The sequence below is a fragment of the Photobacterium lipolyticum genome, from assembly GCF_003026475.1.
Taxonomy (GTDB): domain Bacteria; phylum Pseudomonadota; class Gammaproteobacteria; order Enterobacterales; family Vibrionaceae; genus Photobacterium; species Photobacterium lipolyticum.
The window spans coordinates 78,667-96,640 of sequence record NZ_PYMC01000008.1; the positions used below are offsets into that span (position 1 = coordinate 78,667).

General features: G+C 49.5%; 16 protein-coding genes. 15 read left to right on the forward strand and 1 reads right to left on the reverse strand.

Annotated elements, in window-relative coordinates; genetic code table 11:
* Positions 1-133 precede the first annotated feature (133 nt).
* The 15 genes from rsmH to lpxC all read left to right on the forward strand — a co-directional run bounded on the left by rsmH (position 134) and on the right by lpxC (position 17,005).
* Positions 134-1,081: a 16S rRNA (cytosine(1402)-N(4))-methyltransferase RsmH gene (gene rsmH, locus C9I89_RS12455; RefSeq protein WP_107283679.1), complete on the forward strand. Its 948-nt coding sequence runs from the start codon at positions 134-136 to the stop codon at positions 1,079-1,081.
* Entirely contained in the window at positions 1,078-1,398 is a 321-nt protein-coding gene (gene ftsL / locus C9I89_RS12460; RefSeq protein WP_107283680.1) for a cell division protein FtsL, read from the forward strand. The genes rsmH and ftsL overlap by 4 nt, the downstream gene beginning before the upstream one ends.
* 8 nt (positions 1,399-1,406) lie before the next feature.
* Positions 1,407-3,176 carry a peptidoglycan glycosyltransferase FtsI gene (gene ftsI / locus C9I89_RS12465; RefSeq protein ID WP_107283812.1) on the forward strand — a complete coding sequence of 590 codons (1,770 nt, stop codon included), beginning with the start codon at positions 1,407-1,409 and terminating at the stop codon, positions 3,174-3,176.
* A complete protein-coding gene (gene murE / locus C9I89_RS12470) occupies positions 3,163-4,740 on the forward strand; it encodes a UDP-N-acetylmuramoyl-L-alanyl-D-glutamate--2,6-diaminopimelate ligase (protein WP_107283681.1) in 1,578 nt (525 codons plus the stop codon). The genes ftsI and murE overlap by 14 nt, the downstream gene beginning before the upstream one ends.
* Positions 4,737-6,122, forward strand: coding sequence for a UDP-N-acetylmuramoyl-tripeptide--D-alanyl-D-alanine ligase (gene murF, locus C9I89_RS12475; protein WP_107283682.1), 1,386 nt, complete (start codon positions 4,737-4,739; stop codon positions 6,120-6,122). The genes murE and murF overlap by 4 nt, the downstream gene beginning before the upstream one ends.
* Positions 6,119-7,201 carry a phospho-N-acetylmuramoyl-pentapeptide-transferase gene (gene mraY / locus C9I89_RS12480; protein ID WP_107283683.1) on the forward strand — a complete coding sequence of 361 codons (1,083 nt, stop codon included), beginning with the start codon at positions 6,119-6,121 and terminating at the stop codon, positions 7,199-7,201. Before murF ends, mraY begins: the two co-directional genes overlap by 4 nt.
* Positions 7,202-8,545, forward strand: coding sequence for a UDP-N-acetylmuramoyl-L-alanine--D-glutamate ligase (gene murD, locus C9I89_RS12485; protein ID WP_107283684.1), 1,344 nt, complete (start codon positions 7,202-7,204; stop codon positions 8,543-8,545).
* On the forward strand, positions 8,539-9,759 hold the full coding sequence (ftsW, locus tag C9I89_RS12490; protein ID WP_107283685.1) for a cell division protein FtsW: 1,221 nt from the start codon (positions 8,539-8,541) through the stop codon (positions 9,757-9,759). The genes murD and ftsW overlap by 7 nt, the downstream gene beginning before the upstream one ends.
* A complete protein-coding gene (gene murG, locus C9I89_RS12495; protein ID WP_107283686.1) occupies positions 9,746-10,810 on the forward strand; it encodes an undecaprenyldiphospho-muramoylpentapeptide beta-N-acetylglucosaminyltransferase in 1,065 nt (354 codons plus the stop codon). The genes ftsW and murG overlap by 14 nt, the downstream gene beginning before the upstream one ends.
* A 15-nt stretch (positions 10,811-10,825) precedes the next feature.
* The gene (gene murC, locus C9I89_RS12500) at positions 10,826-12,286 is read left to right on the forward strand and encodes a UDP-N-acetylmuramate--L-alanine ligase (RefSeq protein WP_107283687.1); all 1,461 of its coding nucleotides are present in this window, start codon (positions 10,826-10,828) and stop codon (positions 12,284-12,286) included.
* Positions 12,287-12,312: 26 nt separating this feature from the next.
* On the forward strand, positions 12,313-12,483 hold the full coding sequence (locus C9I89_RS22525) for a hypothetical protein (protein ID WP_170107692.1): 171 nt from the start codon (positions 12,313-12,315) through the stop codon (positions 12,481-12,483).
* Between the two features lie 50 nt (positions 12,484-12,533).
* Complete coding sequence (locus tag C9I89_RS12510) at positions 12,534-13,298, forward strand: cell division protein FtsQ/DivIB (RefSeq protein WP_107283689.1); 765 nt, start codon at positions 12,534-12,536, stop codon at positions 13,296-13,298.
* 12 nt (positions 13,299-13,310) lie between these two features.
* On the forward strand, positions 13,311-14,567 hold the full coding sequence (gene ftsA, locus C9I89_RS12515; protein ID WP_107283690.1) for a cell division protein FtsA: 1,257 nt from the start codon (positions 13,311-13,313) through the stop codon (positions 14,565-14,567).
* A gap of 33 nt (positions 14,568-14,600) precedes the next feature.
* A complete protein-coding gene (gene ftsZ, locus C9I89_RS12520) occupies positions 14,601-15,794 on the forward strand; it encodes a cell division protein FtsZ (protein ID WP_107283691.1) in 1,194 nt (397 codons plus the stop codon).
* Positions 15,795-16,087: 293 nt separating this feature from the next.
* Positions 16,088-17,005: a UDP-3-O-acyl-N-acetylglucosamine deacetylase gene (gene lpxC / locus C9I89_RS12525; RefSeq protein WP_107283692.1), complete on the forward strand. Its 918-nt coding sequence runs from the start codon at positions 16,088-16,090 to the stop codon at positions 17,003-17,005.
* 119 nt (positions 17,006-17,124) lie between these two features.
* Here the strand turns inward: lpxC and C9I89_RS12530 are convergent, their stop codons facing one another.
* A complete protein-coding gene (locus C9I89_RS12530; protein WP_107283693.1) occupies positions 17,125-17,589 on the reverse strand; it encodes a DUF721 domain-containing protein in 465 nt (154 codons plus the stop codon).
* Between the last annotated feature and the right edge of the window lie 385 nt (positions 17,590-17,974).

Sequence of the window (17,974 nt, forward strand, 5' to 3'; positions counted from 1 at the left end):
TGTGGTACAACAGCCCGTAATCATCGTTATTGTGTCAACAACACGTTGAACTCGATATACAACTCCAGGCTAAGGCCGCGACAGAACTGTCTGAGTGCCTTAGTGAGCTTTCACTTTAGCTGAACCTATTTTTATGTCTGAACAATTTGAGCACGTCTCCGTTTTACTCCATGAATCTGTTGATGGCTTAGCGATTAAGCCTGATGGTATCTATATTGATGGTACCTTTGGTCGCGGTGGCCACAGCCGCTTGATCCTATCGAAATTAGGTGCAAATGGCCGGTTGTATGCTATTGACCGAGATCCACAAGCTATTGCTGAAGCTCAGAAAATCGATGATCCCCGTTTTACTATCATTCATGGCCCTTTTTCCGGAATGGCTAAATACATGGAAGAACGTGACTTAATTGGTCGTGTTGATGGTGTCTTGTTGGATTTAGGGGTTTCTTCGCCACAACTTGATGATGCCGAACGTGGCTTTAGCTTCATGCGCGATGGCCCGTTAGACATGCGTATGGATCCAACGTCTGGTATATCTGCTGCTGAATGGCTAGCAGAGGCAGAAGCTGATGATATTGCCTGGGTGCTTAAAGAGTTCGGTGAAGAACGTTTTGCTAAACGCATTGCACGTGGCATTGTTGAGCATAGAGAAAATCCAGAAAAAGAACCGCTGACACGTACCAAGCACTTGGCATCACTGATTGCAGAAGTATCACCGTTCAGAGATAAGCATAAGCATCCGGCAACCCGTAGCTTCCAGGCGATCCGTATTTATATTAATAGTGAGCTGGAAGAGATTGAAATTGCACTAAATGGTGCGATGAAAGTGCTGGCACCACAAGGGCGTTTGTCGGTGATCAGTTTCCACTCGCTAGAAGATCGCATGGTTAAACGTTTCATGCGCAAACATAGCAAGGGGCCAGATGTGCCTGCAGGTTTACCATTAACGGAAGATCAAATTAAAGCGTTAGGCTCTGCCAGTCTAAAGCTCGCCAGCAAAGCCATTAAGCCATCTAAAAATGAATTGGGTGATAACACGCGTGCACGCAGTTCCGTCTTACGTCTTGCTGAGCGTTTATGACTCAAGAACCTGAATTGTCCTCTAATCTCGCTCGCCTGATCGCCCGTGATATCGTGTCGGTAGGGCGTGTTCCTGCGATTTTATCGGTTTTTATTCTGATTTCAGCCCTGGCGGTGGTGTATATCACACACCAGTCCCGCCAGCTGATCGCGCAGCAAGAGTTGCTGCTAATCGAGCGTGACCAGCTTGATATTGAATGGCGAAACCAAATTTTAGAAGAGAATTCATTAGCGGAGCATAGCCGTGTGGAACGGTTGGCAGAAACCGAGCTGGGGATGAAGCGACCTTCTGCGAGCAGCGAAATCGTTGTGCATTAATCATGTTTATGAAATTTTTCAAGCGTCCTGAAACTAAAAATCAACGTCGCCATGAAGCGCCACCGGTATTTATACCGTGGCGCTTTGGTGTTATATGCGGGTTTGTTGCTCTCGCCTTGTTCGCACTGATTGGCCGTGCGGCCTATATCCAAGTGCTGGAACCGGGCCGGCTAATTCAGGAAGGGGATCTACGATCGTTACGTGTCAAAGCAATGCCTTCAGCCCGAGGTATGATTTCTGACCGTAATGAAGAGCAACTTGCCGTCAGTGTACCTGTTCAGGCTATTTGGGCTGATCCGGTCCAAATCTACAAAACTGGCGGCATTCAAGAAGTTCAGCGCTGGCACGCCTTAGCGGATGTGCTGGGGGTCGACCGCCAGCAATTACTTACCCGCCTCGATAAAAATAAAAATCGCCGCTTTATCTACCTGCAACGTCAGGTCAGTCCTGCAATGGCTGCTTATGTCAGTAAGTTAAAGCTGCCCGGTATTGGCTTAAAAGATGAGTCCCGCCGTTTTTATCCCGCAGGCGAAGTCAGTGCGCATATTATCGGGGTAACCGGTATCGATAGCCATGGTCTGGAAGGCGTCGAGCGTACCTACGATGGTTGGCTGACGGGTGAGCCGGGACGACGTACCGTGCGAAAAGATCGCTACGGCCGTGTGGTCGAGAATATTTCATTGCAAAAGCGTGAGCCGGGTAAACCGTTGGTTCTGAGTATTGACCAGCGTTTGCAGGCTGTCGCGTACCGTGCGGTGAAGCAAGCTGTTGTGGATTACCGGGCGACTTCAGCGTCAGTGGTGATGGTTGATGTCCGAACCGGTGAGATCCTGGCGATGGTGAACGCGCCATCTTACAATCCCAATAACCGCAGTCAGTTACAAAGTTACCGGATGCGTAACCGCGCCATTACGGATGCCATGGAGCCGGGCTCGACCATTAAACCGTTTGTGGTGTTGGCGGCGATGGAAAATGGCACGGCTGATGAAAATACCATTATCAATACCGGTAACGGCATTTTTCAAATCGGTGGCAGCCGGGTACGGGATGTCTCAAAAGCCGGTAAGGCCAACTTGGCTAAGATTTTGCAAAAATCCAGTAATATCGGTGTAAGCAAGCTGTCACTGGCGATGCCGGTTGATGCTTTACTGGGGATGTACAGCAGTGTCGGCTTAGGTGATGAGTCAGGTATTAACTTAATTGGCGAGGCGATGGGATTTTTTCCCGATCGACGTCGCTGGTCTGATTTTGAGCGTGCGACCCTGGCATTTGGCTACGGGATTTCCGTCACGCCTATCCAATTGGTTCGGGCCTACGCCACGCTAGGGGCGCTGGGAGTAAATCGTCCGCTTTCGATTTTGAAAACAGAAGATGTAGTGCCGGGCCGTCAGGTGGTATCGGCTGAAAACACCCGTAAACTACTCAACATGCTGGAAACAGTGACCCATCCCGAAGGAAGCGCCAAGCGAGCGGCGGTACCGGGATACCGTGTCGGTGCGAAAACCGGTACTGCGAAAAAGGCCGCTGCAGGCGGTTATAGCGACGAATATGTGGCGATGACAGCTGGCCTTGCCCCTATCAGTAATCCTCGTCTGGCGATGGTGGTAGTGGTGAATGAGCCGCAGGGTGATCAGTACTACGGCGGGGCCATCGCCGCGCCGATCTTCGCCGAAGTCATGGGCAGTGCCCTCCAGATCTTAAATGTCCCGCCGGATGCCGGTACGGGAGATCAGTTAAATATCGTTCATAACAAGGGCAATACGCATGGCGACACCTAGTCATAACCGTAAGATAGGAGCGTTGTTGTCTCCATTGTTTTCAAACTTATGGTTTTCCAAATTACGGCTTTCCAATTTGCCTTTACCCCAACCTCTGGCTGAGCTTGAGGTCAATAGCCTGACCCTAGATAGCCGAGAGGTGCAGGCCGGCGGTCTGTTTGTGGCGATAAACGGTCATGCGGTTGATGGCCGTCGCTTTATCCCTGCGGCAATAGACGCGGGGGCGAGTGTTATACTGGCTGAAGCCGATAGTATTGCGGACCACGGTGATATCGTCGAGCAAGCGGGTGCCATCATCATTTACGTTGCCAATCTCGGCTCACAGCTTTCCGCCCTTGCCGGTCGTTTTTATGGCCAGCCTGACAGTCAGTTAACGCTGATTGCCGTGACCGGAACCAATGGTAAAACCACCATCAGCCAGTTGCTGGCCCAGTGGGCCGATTTGCTTGATTACCGGTCTGGCGTGATGGGGACAACAGGCAATGGTTTACTGAACCAATTGAAACCCGCCTCCAATACCACAGGCAGTGCCCTTGACATTCAGCAGGTGCTGGCCGATTTGGTTGCTCAGGGCGCGAATTTAGCGGCCATGGAGATCTCTTCTCATGGTTTGGTCCAGGGACGAGTCAGGGATCTGAATTTTAGTGCCAGTATTTTTACCAATCTGAGTCGTGATCATCTCGATTATCATGGTGATATGGAAAATTATGCAGACGCCAAGAAAACCCTGTTTACGGAGCATAACGCAGGCATCCCGGTGATTAATGCTGATGATGAAACGGGCAGAGCCTGGCTGTCAGAGCTGCCGAATGCCGTTGCTGTTGCGACAGATAAAGCGTCGTTCGCTGGACATCAAGGGCCGGCGTTGTGGCTTACCGCTGTTACGTATAGTACCCAGGGCGTGAGTATTGCGTTTGACTCCAGCTGGGGACAAGGACACTTTACCGCACCGCTAGTGGGATCGTTTAATGTCTCCAATCTATTGCTGGCACTTGCCACGTTATTAGCATTAGGTCACCCGTTAGCCAAGCTAACCGCGACAGCACCAAAGTTACAAGCTGTGATTGGGCGCATGGAAGTTTTTCAAAGACCTGACAAATCAATGGTTGTAGTTGATTATGCTCATACCCCTGATGCACTGGAAAAAGCCCTGCAGGCTTTACGGGTACATTGTCGCGGTAAATTGTGGTGCATTTTCGGTTGTGGTGGCGATCGTGACAGCGGTAAGCGGCCGATGATGGCACAAGTGGCCGAACGTTTGGCCGATCATATTATTCTGACCGATGACAACCCGCGCAGTGAAGATCCGGCCATCATCGTTGCTGATATGCTGCGGGGATTATGCCAGCCGGAAATGGCGACGGTGATCCATGATCGTAAAGCGGCGTGTCTGCAGGCGCTGGAACATGCCGATGCCGCTGATATTGTCTTGCTCGCAGGGAAAGGCCATGAGGATTATCAAATTCTGGCCGATCGAACTATCTATTATTCTGACCGTGAAACGGTACAAGCCCTGCTTATGGAAAGCGATGCTTCGGGAACAACAAATGGGGAAAACGCATGATCGACGTTCAGCTAACACAACTGGCTGACATTCTGGATGCTGAACTGATTGGTTGCGATGCCAGGATCGCCGAGGTATCAACGGATACCCGGAACATTACCGCTGAGACGTTATTTATCGCCCTGAAAGGCGAACGTTTTGATGCCCATGATTTTTGTCAGAGTGCCATGGATAATGGTGCCGCGGCACTATTAGTAAGTCGTTACTTACCTGTTGGCTTACCGCAACTGGTCGTCAAAGATACCCGTATTGCGCTGGGCCAGTTAGGTGCCTGGTTGAAACATACCATGCAGCAAGAGCAGGGACTTAAGACGTTGGCGCTGACTGGCAGCTGTGGCAAGACCACAGTGAAAGAGATGGCGGCAGCGATTTTAAGTCAGAAAGGCAAAGTACTGGCCACGGCGGGTAATTTTAATAATGACATCGGTGTACCGCTGACCTTATTGCGACTGACCCCGGAGCATGAATATGCGGTGATTGAGCTGGGTGCCAACCATCAGCATGAAATTTCTTATACCGTTAATCTGGTAAAGCCTCAGGTTGCCTTGATCAATAACCTGGCGGAAGCACACCTTGAAGGCTTTGGCTCCTTGGCTGGAGTCGCCAGGGCCAAAGGTGAAATCTTTGAAGGCTTAACGCCGTTGCCTCAAGCGTCGCAAGGAACGGCCATTATCAATCTGGATTCTAACGAACTGGCAATGTGGCAGCCATTATTGGCTGAACATCAGATTTTAACCTTCTCAACCACTCAATCTGGTGCCGATCTCTCAGCAACTGACATATTTATTAACTCTGAAGGGCTCGCTTGTTTTACAATGCGCACCCCTGAAGGCGAAACCGAGATCACATTAACGTTAGCGGGTACTCACAATGTGGCAAATGCCCTGGCTGCTGCTGCGTTAACAATGGCAGCGGGTGCAACCCTAGCACAAGTTAAAGCGGGTCTGGAGAGGGTGGCTAACGTTAAAGGGCGGGTTGAAGTCAGCCAGCCACGTGACGGGTTACGCCTGATTGATGATACCTATAATGCGAGTGTCGCTTCGGTGAAAGCAGCGATTGATCTTCTGGCATCGTTTAAGGGACAACGCTGGTTCATTTTAGGCGACATGGCTGAGCTGGGTGAAGACAGTGACAAACTGCACCGGGAGATCGCTGAGTATGCAACGCAAAGAGCGTTGGATCAGGTGCTGACTTATGGCTGTGCCAGTTCTGTCGTCAGCCAGATGAACCAGGGACAACATTTTGAAGACAAGTCGGCACTGATCCAATTGCTGACAGAGCAGCTTAATCCCCAGCACCCGGAGGTAACCGTGCTGGTAAAAGGAGCACGTAGTTCCCGAATGGAAGAAGTTATTGCCGCATTGCAGGAAAACATACAATGATTTACTGGTTAGCCGACTTATTAGAGTCCTCTTTTCCGTTTTTTCGCCTGTTTGAATATTTGACGTTTCGCGCAATCGTCAGTGTCCTGACCGCACTGATCCTCTCCCTGTGGATGGGACCTCGGCTTATCGCCCGTTTGCAAATACTGCAAATTGGCCAGGTAGTACGTAATGACGGTCCTGAATCTCACTTCAGCAAGCGTGGTACGCCAACCATGGGCGGTATCATGATCCTGGCGGCGATCACGATCACAATTTTATTGTGGTCTGACTTATCCAACCCTTATGTCTGGGCGGTATTGACCGTCATGCTGGGTTATGGTGCGGTTGGCTTTGTCGATGATTACCGTAAAGTGGTGCGCAAGAACACCGATGGTCTGGTTGCTCGCTGGAAGTTCTTCTGGCAGTCCATAATTGCTTTTGTGGTCGCTTTTGCCCTGTATGTATACGGTAAAGATACCGCCGCAACGCAACTGGTGGTGCCGTTCTTTAAAGACGTGATGCCTCAGCTTGGCCTGTTTTATATTGTATTCACCTATTTGGTGATCGTGGGTACCAGCAATGCGGTGAACCTGACCGATGGCCTTGACGGCCTGGCGATCATGCCGACGGTAATGGTTGCTGCGGGTATGGCATTTATTGCCTGGGCGACCGGTAACGTGAACTTTGCTAACTACTTGCATATTCCTTACCTGAAGGATGCCAGTGAGCTGGTGGTAGTGTGTACCGCGATTGTCGGGGCCGGACTCGGTTTCCTCTGGTTTAACACCTATCCGGCTCAGGTGTTTATGGGCGATGTCGGTTCCCTGGCGCTGGGCGGCGCTCTGGGTACGATTGCGGTGCTGGTACGCCAGGAGTTGCTGCTGGTTATCATGGGCGGGGTATTCGTGATGGAAACCGTGTCGGTGATCCTGCAGGTGGGCTCTTACAAACTACGTGGTCAGCGCATCTTCCGTATGGCGCCGATCCATCACCACTATGAGCTGAAGGGCTGGCCGGAACCTCGCGTTATCGTTCGTTTCTGGATCATCACATTAATGTTGGTATTGATTGCACTGGCAACGCTAAAGGTACGATAAATGAATGGCTTAGACGGTGTGAAAAAGGTAGTCGTCATCGGGTTGGGAATGACCGGCCTGTCGGTGGTTAATCATCTGCTACGTCAATCGGACGAACGCGAGATCAAAGTGATTGATACCCGGATCACACCGCCCGGGCAAGATAAGCTGCCTGCGAATGTGGAGTTATGCTCCGGGCAGTGGAACATGGATTGGTTATTAGAGGCCGATCTGATTGTTGCCAGTCCGGGTATTGCCCTGGCGACCCCAGAACTGCGGGCAGCCGCTGAAGCGGGCGTCGAAATTGTCGGCGATATCGAGCTATTTGCACGCGCCGTAACCAAGCCTGTTGTCGCTATTACCGGATCAAATGGTAAGAGTACCGTTACCAGCCTGGTCGGCGAGATGGCAAAAGAAGCCGGAATTAACGTCGGTGTTGGGGGCAATATCGGTTTTGCTGCACTGGATATGCTGGCGCAAGAACATGATTTGTATGTATTAGAATTGTCCAGTTTTCAGCTGGAGACGACCTCATCACTGCAACTTAAAGCCGCGGTGTATCTTAATTTGTCAGAAGATCACATGGATCGCTACCAGGGGCTGGATGATTACAGCCAGGCGAAGATGCGGATCTTTAATCATACGGATTTGGCTATCTATAACCGTGATGATCTGGCGACCCGTCCACAAGATTATTCCCATGCGATGACCAGTTTTGGTTTTGATGCAGAAGAATATGGCCTCAAACTGGAACAGGGTGAAGAATATTTAGCGATCGCCGGTCAATCGCAGATAAAAGCCCGCGATATTGCGCTAGTCGGTCGTCATAATGTTGCCAACAGCCTGGCCGCCCTTGCATTGGCTGACGCGGTTAATATTGATCGTCAGGCGGCTTGCCGGGCTTTGAAACGCTATACCGGCCTGACACACCGCTGTCAGTTAGTGGTTACTCAGCATGGGGTGCAATGGGTCAATGACTCTAAGGCAACCAATCTGGCCAGTACGCTGGCGGCGCTGAAAGGGCTGAACCTATCGGGGCGACTGCACCTGTTAGTGGGGGGGGACGGAAAAGGGGCTGATTTTTCTGAACTAAAGCCTGTTCTGGCTGACTTAAATGTACAGCTGTACTGTTTTGGCCGTGATGGTCATATTTTTGCGTCTCTGGTTGCAGCGCCGGTTTGTGTCGAAACCATGGCACAAGCGATGGACATTGCTGCAGAGGCGGCACTGGCGGGTGACATGATCTTGTTGTCGCCAGCATGTGCCAGCTTTGATCAGTTCCCTAATTTTATGGCGCGCGGAGATGCATTTATCGAACGGGCGAAAGTGCTGCAGCATAACGTAGCCGGAGCAACTGCATGCTAAGACAAGCCAGAGATGGCATGTTATCGGTGAGTGACTGGTTAACCAAACCGGCTGCGCCTTGCATGTATGACCGTCAGTTGGTGTGGATAGCCCTGACCTTGATGATGACGGGTCTGGTGATCGTCACCTCAGCTTCCGTGCCAGTGGCTACCCGTCTGACCGATATCCCTTTTTATTTTGCCTTGCGTCATGGTTTCTTTCTGGTTTGTTCACTGGTGATCGCCGCTTTTATCGTCCAGGTACCGCTGGAGCGCTGGCGCCAGCTCAGTGTGCCGATGTTGCTGGCGTCAATATTCCTGCTGGTCGCGGTACTGATGGTAGGCCGTTCGGTGAATGGTGCATCGCGCTGGATCCCGCTAGGAATTTTTAACCTGCAGCCTGCGGAGGTCGCGAAGCTATCGCTATTTATTTTTTTAGCTGGTTATCTGGTTCGTCAATACAGCCAGGTACGCGAGAGTTTTTTTGGCTTTATTAAGCCGTTAGTGGTCTTGGGTATTCTGGCTGTGCTGTTGCTGCAGCAACCGGATTTAGGCTCCTTCGTCGTGATGTTTGTCACTACCGTTGGCATGTTATTTATTGCCGGGGCGAAGTTATGGCAATTTCTGGCAATGATTGCGACCGCATTATTGGGTATTGGGGTTTTGATTGTGTTCGAGCCCTACCGGATGCGTCGTGTTACATCCTTCTTGGATCCGTGGGAAGACCCGTTCGGCAGTGGTTACCAGCTGACTCAGTCATTAATGGCCTTTGGCCGTGGCGAGTGGCTGGGGCAGGGGCTGGGTAACTCGATTCAAAAACTGGAGTACCTGCCCGAGGCGCATACCGACTTTGTATTTGCGGTGCTGGCTGAAGAGCTGGGGCTGATCGGGGTCACGGTTGTACTGATACTGATTTTCGCCCTGGTATTTAAAGCGCTGTTTATTGGCCGTAAATGCTTACAGTCAGAACAGCTGTTTGGTGGCTTTCTGGCATTTGGGTTTGGTTTTTGGTTCGCATTTCAGACTCTGGTCAATGTCGGCGCAGCTGCCGGTATGGTGCCGACCAAAGGCCTGACGTTACCCTTGATCAGTTATGGTGGCTCAAGTTTATTTATTATGGCAGCCGCGGTCGCTATTTTGCTACGCATCGACCATGAGCAGCGGCTGGCAGCGAAATACGGACCTGTAGACTCAGAACAATCGGATGACAAAAAGACCAACGATGAACAAGAATAAACGTTTATTAGTGATGGCTGGTGGTACTGGCGGCCATGTGTTTCCGGGATTGGCTGTCGCAAAGAAATTACAGCAAGAAGGCTGGGAAATTCGCTGGCTGGGTACAGCCGACCGTATGGAAGCAGACTTGGTGCCAAAACATGGCATTGAGATCGACTTCATTAAAGTGAAAGGCTTACGTGGTCAGGGCGTCATGCGTTTGTTGGCCGCGCCTTTTAAGATTGTCGGTGCGATCCTGCAAGCAAGAAAATACATTAAAGCCTGGCAGCCGGATGTCGTACTTGGCATGGGCGGTTATGTCAGCGGTCCCGGCGGTGTTGCGGCCTGGCTCTCGGGTGTCCCCGTTGTGTTACACGAACAGAATGCAGTGGCAGGTTTAACCAACCAATGGTTATCTCGACTCGCAACAAAAGTTTTACAGGCATTTCCCGGCGCTTTTGCCAACAAAGAGGTTGTTGGTAATCCCGTCCGTCAAGATGTGACAGCACTGGCAAGCCCTCAAGAGCGTTTTGCTGACCGCCAAGGCCCGGTACGTATTCTTGTTATGGGCGGAAGCCAGGGGGCCCGTATTCTGAATCAGACACTGCCTGAAGTCGCCGGTCTGTTAGGTGATAAAGTGACTATCTGGCATCAGGCCGGTAAAGGAAGCCAGGTTGAAACCGAGCAAGCTTATGCCGCTCAAACCGACAGGCCTCATAAAGTCACCGAATTTATTGATGATATAGCGGCTGCATATGCCTGGGCAGATGTCGTGGTGTGCCGTTCCGGTGCATTAACGGTTTCAGAGTTGTCGGCCGCCGGCGTAGGGGCGATTTTCGTTCCTTTCATGCATAAAGATCGTCAGCAGGCATTAAATGCCGATCACTTGGTACAGGGTGGTGCCGCTAAAATGATTGAGCAGACGGATTTAACCGCGGCAGGCTTAGCTGAAGAATTGAACCATTTAGATCGTCGCACACTTGAGAAGATGGCAAGTGCAGCACGGGATGCAGCGATTGTTGATGCTGACGTTCGGGTAGCGGACGTGATCAAATCGCTAGCAACAAAATAAGATGAGAACAGCGTGATGAGTAAACTGGATAACCAGCAATTAGCAAAAATCAGAACCATGGTGCCAGAGATGCGCCGCGTTGAGCGTATTCACTTTGTTGGAATTGGCGGTGCCGGGATGAGCGGCATTGCAGAAGTATTAGTGAATGAAGGTTATCGTATTAGCGGGTCAGATCTTGCCCCGAACGCTGTGACCGACAGCCTGACGAGCAAAGGCGCTGAAATATTTTTTGGCCACGCGGCTGAAAATGTCACCGGCGCCAGTGTGGTTGTGGTCTCGACCGCGATAGCGCAAGATAACCCTGAACTGGTTGCAGCAAGGGAAAAGCGTATTCCTGTGGTGCGCCGGGCAGAGATGCTGGCAGAGCTGATGCGTTACCGTCACGGTATTGCGGTTGCCGGAACCCATGGTAAAACCACCACCACCGCTTTGCTGACCCAAATCTATTCTGAAGCCGGCCTCGATCCGACTTTTGTTAATGGCGGTTTGGTAAAAAGTGCGGGTACCAATGCCCGTTTAGGCTGTAGTCGTTACCTGATTGCGGAAGCCGATGAAAGTGATGCGTCATTCTTGCATCTGCAGCCAATGGTATCGATCGTCACCAATATTGAAGCTGACCATATGGATACCTATGGCGGCGATTTTGAAGTATTAAAGCAGACGTTTATCGATTTTCTCCATAATCTGCCATTTTATGGTTTGGCGGTGATGTGTATCGATGATCCTGTTGTTCGTGAGCTACTACCCAAAATTGGACGCCAAATCATCACATACGGTTTTTCTGATGATGCTGATATGCGCATTGTTGATTATAATCAGCAAGGCCAACAGGGTTATTTTTCAATTTTACGCAAAGGCAAACCTAGCCTTACCGTAAAATTGAATGTTCCGGGTAAGCACAATGCGCTCAATGCGACGGCAGCGGTGGCCGTGGCAACAGAAGAGGGCGTCAATGATGACGCGATTGTTCACGCATTGGCAGAGTTTCAGGGAACAGGACGTCGTTTTGACCATTTAGGCGAGTTTGAAACAGGCAATGGCTCTGTCATGCTGGTTGATGACTACGGCCACCATCCAAGTGAAGTGGATGTGACGATTCAGGCTGCCCGCGCTGGCTGGCAAGAGAAGCGTCTGGTGATGGTGTTCCAGCCGCATCGATACAGCCGCACCCGTGATCTGTATGATGATTTTGCCAATGTATTAGAACAGGTCGATGTGTTGCTGATGCTGGATGTGTATTCGGCCGGTGAAACACCGATTGTCGGGGCCGATGGACGCGCACTGTGCAGAACGATTAGGGGACGTGGCAAAATTGATCCGATTTTTGTTCCGACGAGAGATGGATTACCGGCGGCACTGGCCAATATTCTTCAAAATGATGATTTAGTTCTGACCCAAGGTGCCGGCGATGTGGGCAAAATTGCGCGTCAATTAGCGGAAATGAAGCTGGATATTACCGAAATGAGAGGCGAATAGCCTCTCGGAAGCGTGTGGCGGTGGAAATGCCTGCATTATTATTAGTGCGCTTTGGCATTGTTTTTGTGGGTTTTATCACCGCCAGCATGGAATTAGCATCAGGTTATGCAATGAAAATGTCAACAATAGTTGGAGAGCAACGAGTTGGTCGGTATAATCGCTCAACTTTGCTTAGTAATACCTGGGTAGCTCCATGACTTACGGATTGGCAATATTGGCTAGTTAGGTAAGGGTAAGCAGACAAAGTATGGCTGAAGCAGTCGTAAAAAGAATAAGCTATCTTTCACCTTCAGTTGTTAACAGACACTGGGGGGGATTGGCGTTTTTTCTTTTTGTCATTGGTTTTACAGCATGGTTGATCAGTGCCGCGATGAACTGGATGACAGACGCAAATCGTTTGCCTCTGTCTCAACTGGTCATTCAAGGCGAACTGGATTATCTGACAACCGAAGATGTACGGCAGGCGATTTTACAGCTTGATCATCTGGGCAGTTTTATGACTCAGGATGTCGATGACATACAGGCAATATTAGAGTCGTTACCTTGGGTAGCACGTGCATCAGTACGTAAGCAGTGGCCAGAGACAGTAAAAGTGTTTCTTGTTGAGCATCAGCCTGCTGCGGTCTGGAATGACGAGCATCTGGTTAATCAGCAAGGTATGGTTTTTGCCGCGCAAGCACAGCAGGTGGCTGATTTAGGGTTGGCTCATCTGACAGGGCCTGATAAAAATAGTCAGGAAGTGCTTGCTGCGTTGCGTGAAATGCAACCAAGATTACAGCTTGCGGGCTTTGAAATTGATACGCTTGCATTAAACGAGCGACGATCCTGGCGAGTATGGCTGACCAATGGAACTCGGCTTGAACTGGGTCGAGAGGCCCGGATGGAGCGCCTGGAGCGCTTTATATGGCTTTATCCTGAGCTAGAACAGCAGGCTAAGGCGATAGAGTACGTAGACTTGCGTTATGATACTGGCGCAGCTGTGGGTTGGAAAATTGTTCCTGAACAAGAATAAGAGCGTGCGCTAATGACTAAGGCGGCAGATAAAAAACTCATAGTTGGTCTTGATATCGGCACCTCCAAAGTATGTGCTTTGGTTGGAGAAGTGCTTCCTGATGGCAATGTAAATGTCATTGGGGTCGGCAGCAGCCCGTCACGTGGAATGGATAAAGGCGGAGTCAATGATCTTGAATCCGTCGTCAAATCGGTTCAGCGTGCGGTTGATCAAGCGGAACTGATGGCAGATTGCCAAATCTCTTCCGTGTATTTGTCGCTATCAGGCAAACATATTCGTTGTCAAACAGAAAAAGGCATGGTGCCGATTTCTGACAAAGAGGTAAGCCAAGATGACGTCGATAATGTTATCCATACGGCGAAATCGGTAAAAATTAGCGATGAACACCGAACTTTGCATGTAATTCCTCAGGAATTTGCTATTGATTATCAGGAAGGCATAAAAAACCCGGTAGGTTTATCGGGGGTCCGCATGGAAGCCAGTGTTCATCTGATCACTTGTCACAACGACATGGCGCGTAATATCGTGAAAGCGGTTGAGCGTTGTGGGTTGAAAGTCGATCACCTTATTTTTTCTGGTCTGGCTGCCAGCCATGCCGTGCTCACAGCAGATGAACGTGAGCTGGGTGTTTGCGTGGTCGATATCGGTGGTGGCACCATGGATCTCGCCGTCTGGTCAGGTGGCGCATTGCGCCATGCAGAAGTGATTCCGTATGCCGGCAATGTTGTCACCAGCGACATTGCTTACGCATTTGGTACACCGCCAGGCGACGCAGAAGAGATCAAAGTGAAATACGGCTGTGCGCTGAGTGAATTGGTAAGTAAAGATGCCAAGGTTGATGTCCCTAGTGTGGGAGGTCGACCTTCACGAAGTTTACAAAGTCAGACCTTAGCGGAAGTGATAGAGCCTCGATACAGTGAATTATTGGGGCTGGTTAATCACAAGCTGGTCGAAATACAAGAACAACTGCGAGATGCGGGTGTAAAACATCATTTAGCGGCCGGTATTGTCTTAACAGGCGGTGCCGCGCAGATTGAAGGTTTGATTGAGTGTGCTGAGCGGGTTTTCCGCAATCAGGTACGTATTGGTCAGCCCTTGGAGCTAAGTGGTTTAACTGATTATGTTCAGGCGCCGCATTTTGCGACAGCAGTAGGTTTACTGCATTACGGAAAGGACAGTCAGGCATTTGATGATAGTGAACTGGAACCTAAACGCTCGGTTTCAGGAATATTCACTAAAATCAGTGGCTGGCTAAGAAAAGAATTTTAACCCTGATGCGAACAGGATGAACGGAGAGAACAAATGTTTGAACCGATGATGGAAATGTCTGATGAAGCGGTAATTAAGGTCATTGGCGTTGGCGGCGGCGGCGGTAATGCTGTCGATCACATGGTACGTGAATCGATTGAAGGTGTTCAGTTCATCAGTGTAAATACTGATGCGCAGGCACTTCGTAAAACCAGTGTAAGCACGGTTATCCAGATTGGTGGTGATATCACTAAAGGTCTGGGGGCTGGTGCAAACCCACAAGTGGGTCGTGATTCTGCGCTTGAAGATCGCGAGGCGATTAAAGCGGCGCTTGACGGTTCTGATATGATATTCATCGCAGCCGGTATGGGCGGTGGCACCGGTACTGGTGCGGCTCCTATTATTGCTGAAGTGGCGAAAGAACTCGGTATTCTGACCGTTGCCGTTGTGACTAAGCCATTTAGCTTTGAAGGCAAGAAGCGCATGGCTTTCGCGGAGCAAGGCATTGAGGAGCTTTCCAAGCACGTCGATTCCCTGATTACGATTCCGAATGAAAAGTTACTGAAAGTATTAGGTCGTGGTATTACTCTGTTAGACGCATTTGCGAAAGCAAATGATGTCTTGAAGAATGCTGTACAAGGTATTGCAGAGCTGATCACTCGTCCTGGCATGATCAACGTCGACTTTGCTGACGTACGTACTGTGATGTCAGAAATGGGCCACGCGATGATGGGTAGCGGTGTCGCTACCGGTGATGATCGTGCTGAAGAAGCGGCAGAAATGGCGATTTCAAGTCCGCTATTGGAAGACATCGATCTTGCGGGGGCTCGTGGCGTCTTGGTTAACATTACAGCTGGCCTGGATATGCGTCTTGACGAGTTTGAAACTGTGGGTAACACAGTGAAAGCTTTTGCATCAGACAACGCAACGGTCGTTATCGGTACTTCACTTGATCCTGATATGAGTGATGAACTACGTGTAACGGTAGTCGCGACAGGCATCGGTAAAGAATCTAAGCCGGATATCACATTAGTAACAACGGCAAAGCCCGTTCAGGCCGTGCAGCAGGAAAAACCAGCTGTACCAGTTGAAGAACTAAAGACGGCACCGCTTTCTCAGCCATCAGCGGCAGTAGAAAGTAGCGGTGTTCAGCAGTCTTCATCGACGGCAACGGCACAAAAATCTAAGCCTCAAGCTGAGCATGATTACCTTGATATTCCAGCATTTTTACGCAAGCAAGCAGACTGATTTTCAGTGAACAGTCAGTAATATTATTTTTGGGTGATCAGGTTGCAGTGATGTTGTTCTGGCGCAAGACGAGAGTGTAGAGTTTATAATGATAAATGAGCACTTTCGATAACGTTAATGAGCGACTATCGTTAAGGTCTGAAGAGCTGAAAAGTAAATTGTTTGGGTTATATCCGGATTTATGGTATGATTTCTGTCCATTTCTCTTATGTAACAGGTTGTTATTTAAACAGAGGAATGGGCGGGTTATTAGCCTGTAAAAGACAGGCTAGAAAAACAGTTGAGACAGATAGATGATCAGACAACGTACGCTTAAAAGCATTGTGCAAACGACTGGAGTGGGTCTTCACTCTGGGCGTAAAGTCACGCTTATTTTGCGCCCAGCGGCCGCAAATACGGGTGTGATTTACCGTCGTACAGATTTAAATCCACCAGTGGATTTTCCTGCAGATGCAAATTCTGTGCGTGATACCATGCTATGTACTGCGCTTGTGAATGAACAAGGCGTGCGTATCTCAACCGTTGAGCACTTGAATGCAGCATTAGCCGGCATGGGCATCGATAATGTTATTATCGAAGTTGATGCACCTGAGATCCCAATTATGGATGGCAGTGCAAGCCCGTTTATTTATCTGCTTCAGTCTGCGGGTATTGAAACGTTGAACGCCCCTAAGCGTTTTTTACGTATCAAAAAGCCTGTTCGCATTGAAGATGGCGACAAGTGGGCGGAGCTGGTTCCTTATAATGGTTTCCGTCTCGACTTTGCTATCGACTTTAACCATCCTGCGATTGATTCAGATCAGCAGCGCTTGGTGCTGGATTTTTCAAGTAAGTCATTCGTAAAAGATATCAGCCGCGCTCGTACTTTTGGCTTCATGCGTGACATTGAATATCTTCAGTCTCAGAACTTGTGTCTGGGCGGGAGTTTTGACAATGCGATTGTTCTGGATGACTACCGCATCCTAAACGATGAAGGTCTGCGTTTTGACAATGAGCTCGTGACTCACAAAGTATTGGATGCCATTGGCGACCTGTACATGTGTGGCCACAATATCATTGGTGAAATGCGCGCATACAAATCAGGCCATGCACTGAATAACCAATTACTGCGTGCGGTATTGGCTGATCAAGAAGCGTACGAGTGGTCAACCTTCCAGGAAGAGCAAGATGTTCCTGTGACGTTTGCCCAACCGGGCATGGTGCTCGCTTAAGTACAATTTAGAATTTAAAAAAAGCCGGACTCAGTCCGGCTTTTTTGTATCTGAAATTTGTCATTTTTGCGAAGAGATAGGCAATAAACAGAAGAGTATGAATGGCCAAAAGAAAAGAGTTAAGAGCGTGAACTATTTTTTTCTGCCAACTTAGCCAGTCGTTCAAGCTTCGCTTTCACTTTCTCGGGGGCGTTTGCCGCTGTTGCTAATAAGTGCTGAGCGGCAACCGCACTGATCGGTTTTTGCACAATATCCGGCATTTTATCTTCTTTCGCCTTCTGTACCGCAGCAAGTTCCGGGTTCACCTTGATCTCAATATTAACCAGCTTCGGCAGCAGGTTAGAGCGTAACTGGCTGATTAAGGTATTGCGTTCATAGTTGAGCCGCATAGACCAGGCCGCAGAAGAGGTTTCAATAATTAAGATCCCCTGACGATAGTTACTAACACGGCAATGTTGGGCGCAATTTAAATGCTGGCGCACGGCATCATTGAGCTTGCTGAGCGCAATCGCACGCTGCTGGATATTGCTCAGACTGCTGTCATCCAACAGGCTGGCTGTGGTTTGGGGGCGATGATCTCTCATAACATTTGTGTTTCCTGATCAAAATTAGGCTAACCAGACTGGTATAAGTTCTAATTTTTCATATATGGAAGCAAGTCACTTGCTTTTACCATAGGCGGCACCGTTAATATGGCTTATTATACCAGTTCCATGGGATGTCATGCGCCGAAATGATCTGTTAACCAATGGGAATGGCTGCTTATTATTGGTCGTTCCATCCGACATTATCTTATAACAATGGTATTGTTTTCTTATTTCCCTTGAAAGTGACAAGGAGTGCCACAATATCATTTACAACCATTGTTTTAGGTGTTGGCCTCATTGTCACACAAAGTGACGGATTCAGGCGGAACAGGGATGACTATGATCCCCGTCAATGACCCTCAGATTAAGCAATTCAGCGTGT

Coding starts and splice junctions, on each gene's coding strand:
- rsmH (WP_107283679.1), top strand. CDS start 134: ATGTCTGAACAATTTGAGCACGTCTCCGTTTTACTCCATGAATCTGTT.
- ftsL (WP_107283680.1), top strand. CDS start 1,078: ATGACTCAAGAACCTGAATTGTCCTCTAATCTCGCTCGCCTGATCGCC.
- ftsI (WP_107283812.1), top strand. CDS start 1,407: ATGAAATTTTTCAAGCGTCCTGAAACTAAAAATCAACGTCGCCATGAA.
- murE (WP_107283681.1), top strand. CDS start 3,163: ATGGCGACACCTAGTCATAACCGTAAGATAGGAGCGTTGTTGTCTCCA.
- murF (WP_107283682.1), top strand. CDS start 4,737: ATGATCGACGTTCAGCTAACACAACTGGCTGACATTCTGGATGCTGAA.
- mraY (WP_107283683.1), top strand. CDS start 6,119: ATGATTTACTGGTTAGCCGACTTATTAGAGTCCTCTTTTCCGTTTTTT.
- murD (WP_107283684.1), top strand. CDS start 7,202: ATGAATGGCTTAGACGGTGTGAAAAAGGTAGTCGTCATCGGGTTGGGA.
- ftsW (WP_107283685.1), top strand. CDS start 8,539: ATGCTAAGACAAGCCAGAGATGGCATGTTATCGGTGAGTGACTGGTTA.
- murG (WP_107283686.1), top strand. CDS start 9,746: ATGAACAAGAATAAACGTTTATTAGTGATGGCTGGTGGTACTGGCGGC.
- murC (WP_107283687.1), top strand. CDS start 10,826: ATGAGTAAACTGGATAACCAGCAATTAGCAAAAATCAGAACCATGGTG.
- C9I89_RS22525 (WP_170107692.1), top strand. CDS start 12,313: ATGCCTGCATTATTATTAGTGCGCTTTGGCATTGTTTTTGTGGGTTTT.
- C9I89_RS12510 (WP_107283689.1), top strand. CDS start 12,534: ATGGCTGAAGCAGTCGTAAAAAGAATAAGCTATCTTTCACCTTCAGTT.
- ftsA (WP_107283690.1), top strand. CDS start 13,311: ATGACTAAGGCGGCAGATAAAAAACTCATAGTTGGTCTTGATATCGGC.
- ftsZ (WP_107283691.1), top strand. CDS start 14,601: ATGTTTGAACCGATGATGGAAATGTCTGATGAAGCGGTAATTAAGGTC.
- lpxC (WP_107283692.1), top strand. CDS start 16,088: ATGATCAGACAACGTACGCTTAAAAGCATTGTGCAAACGACTGGAGTG.
- C9I89_RS12530 (WP_107283693.1), bottom strand. CDS start 17,589: ATGAGAGATCATCGCCCCCAAACCACAGCCAGCCTGTTGGATGACAGC.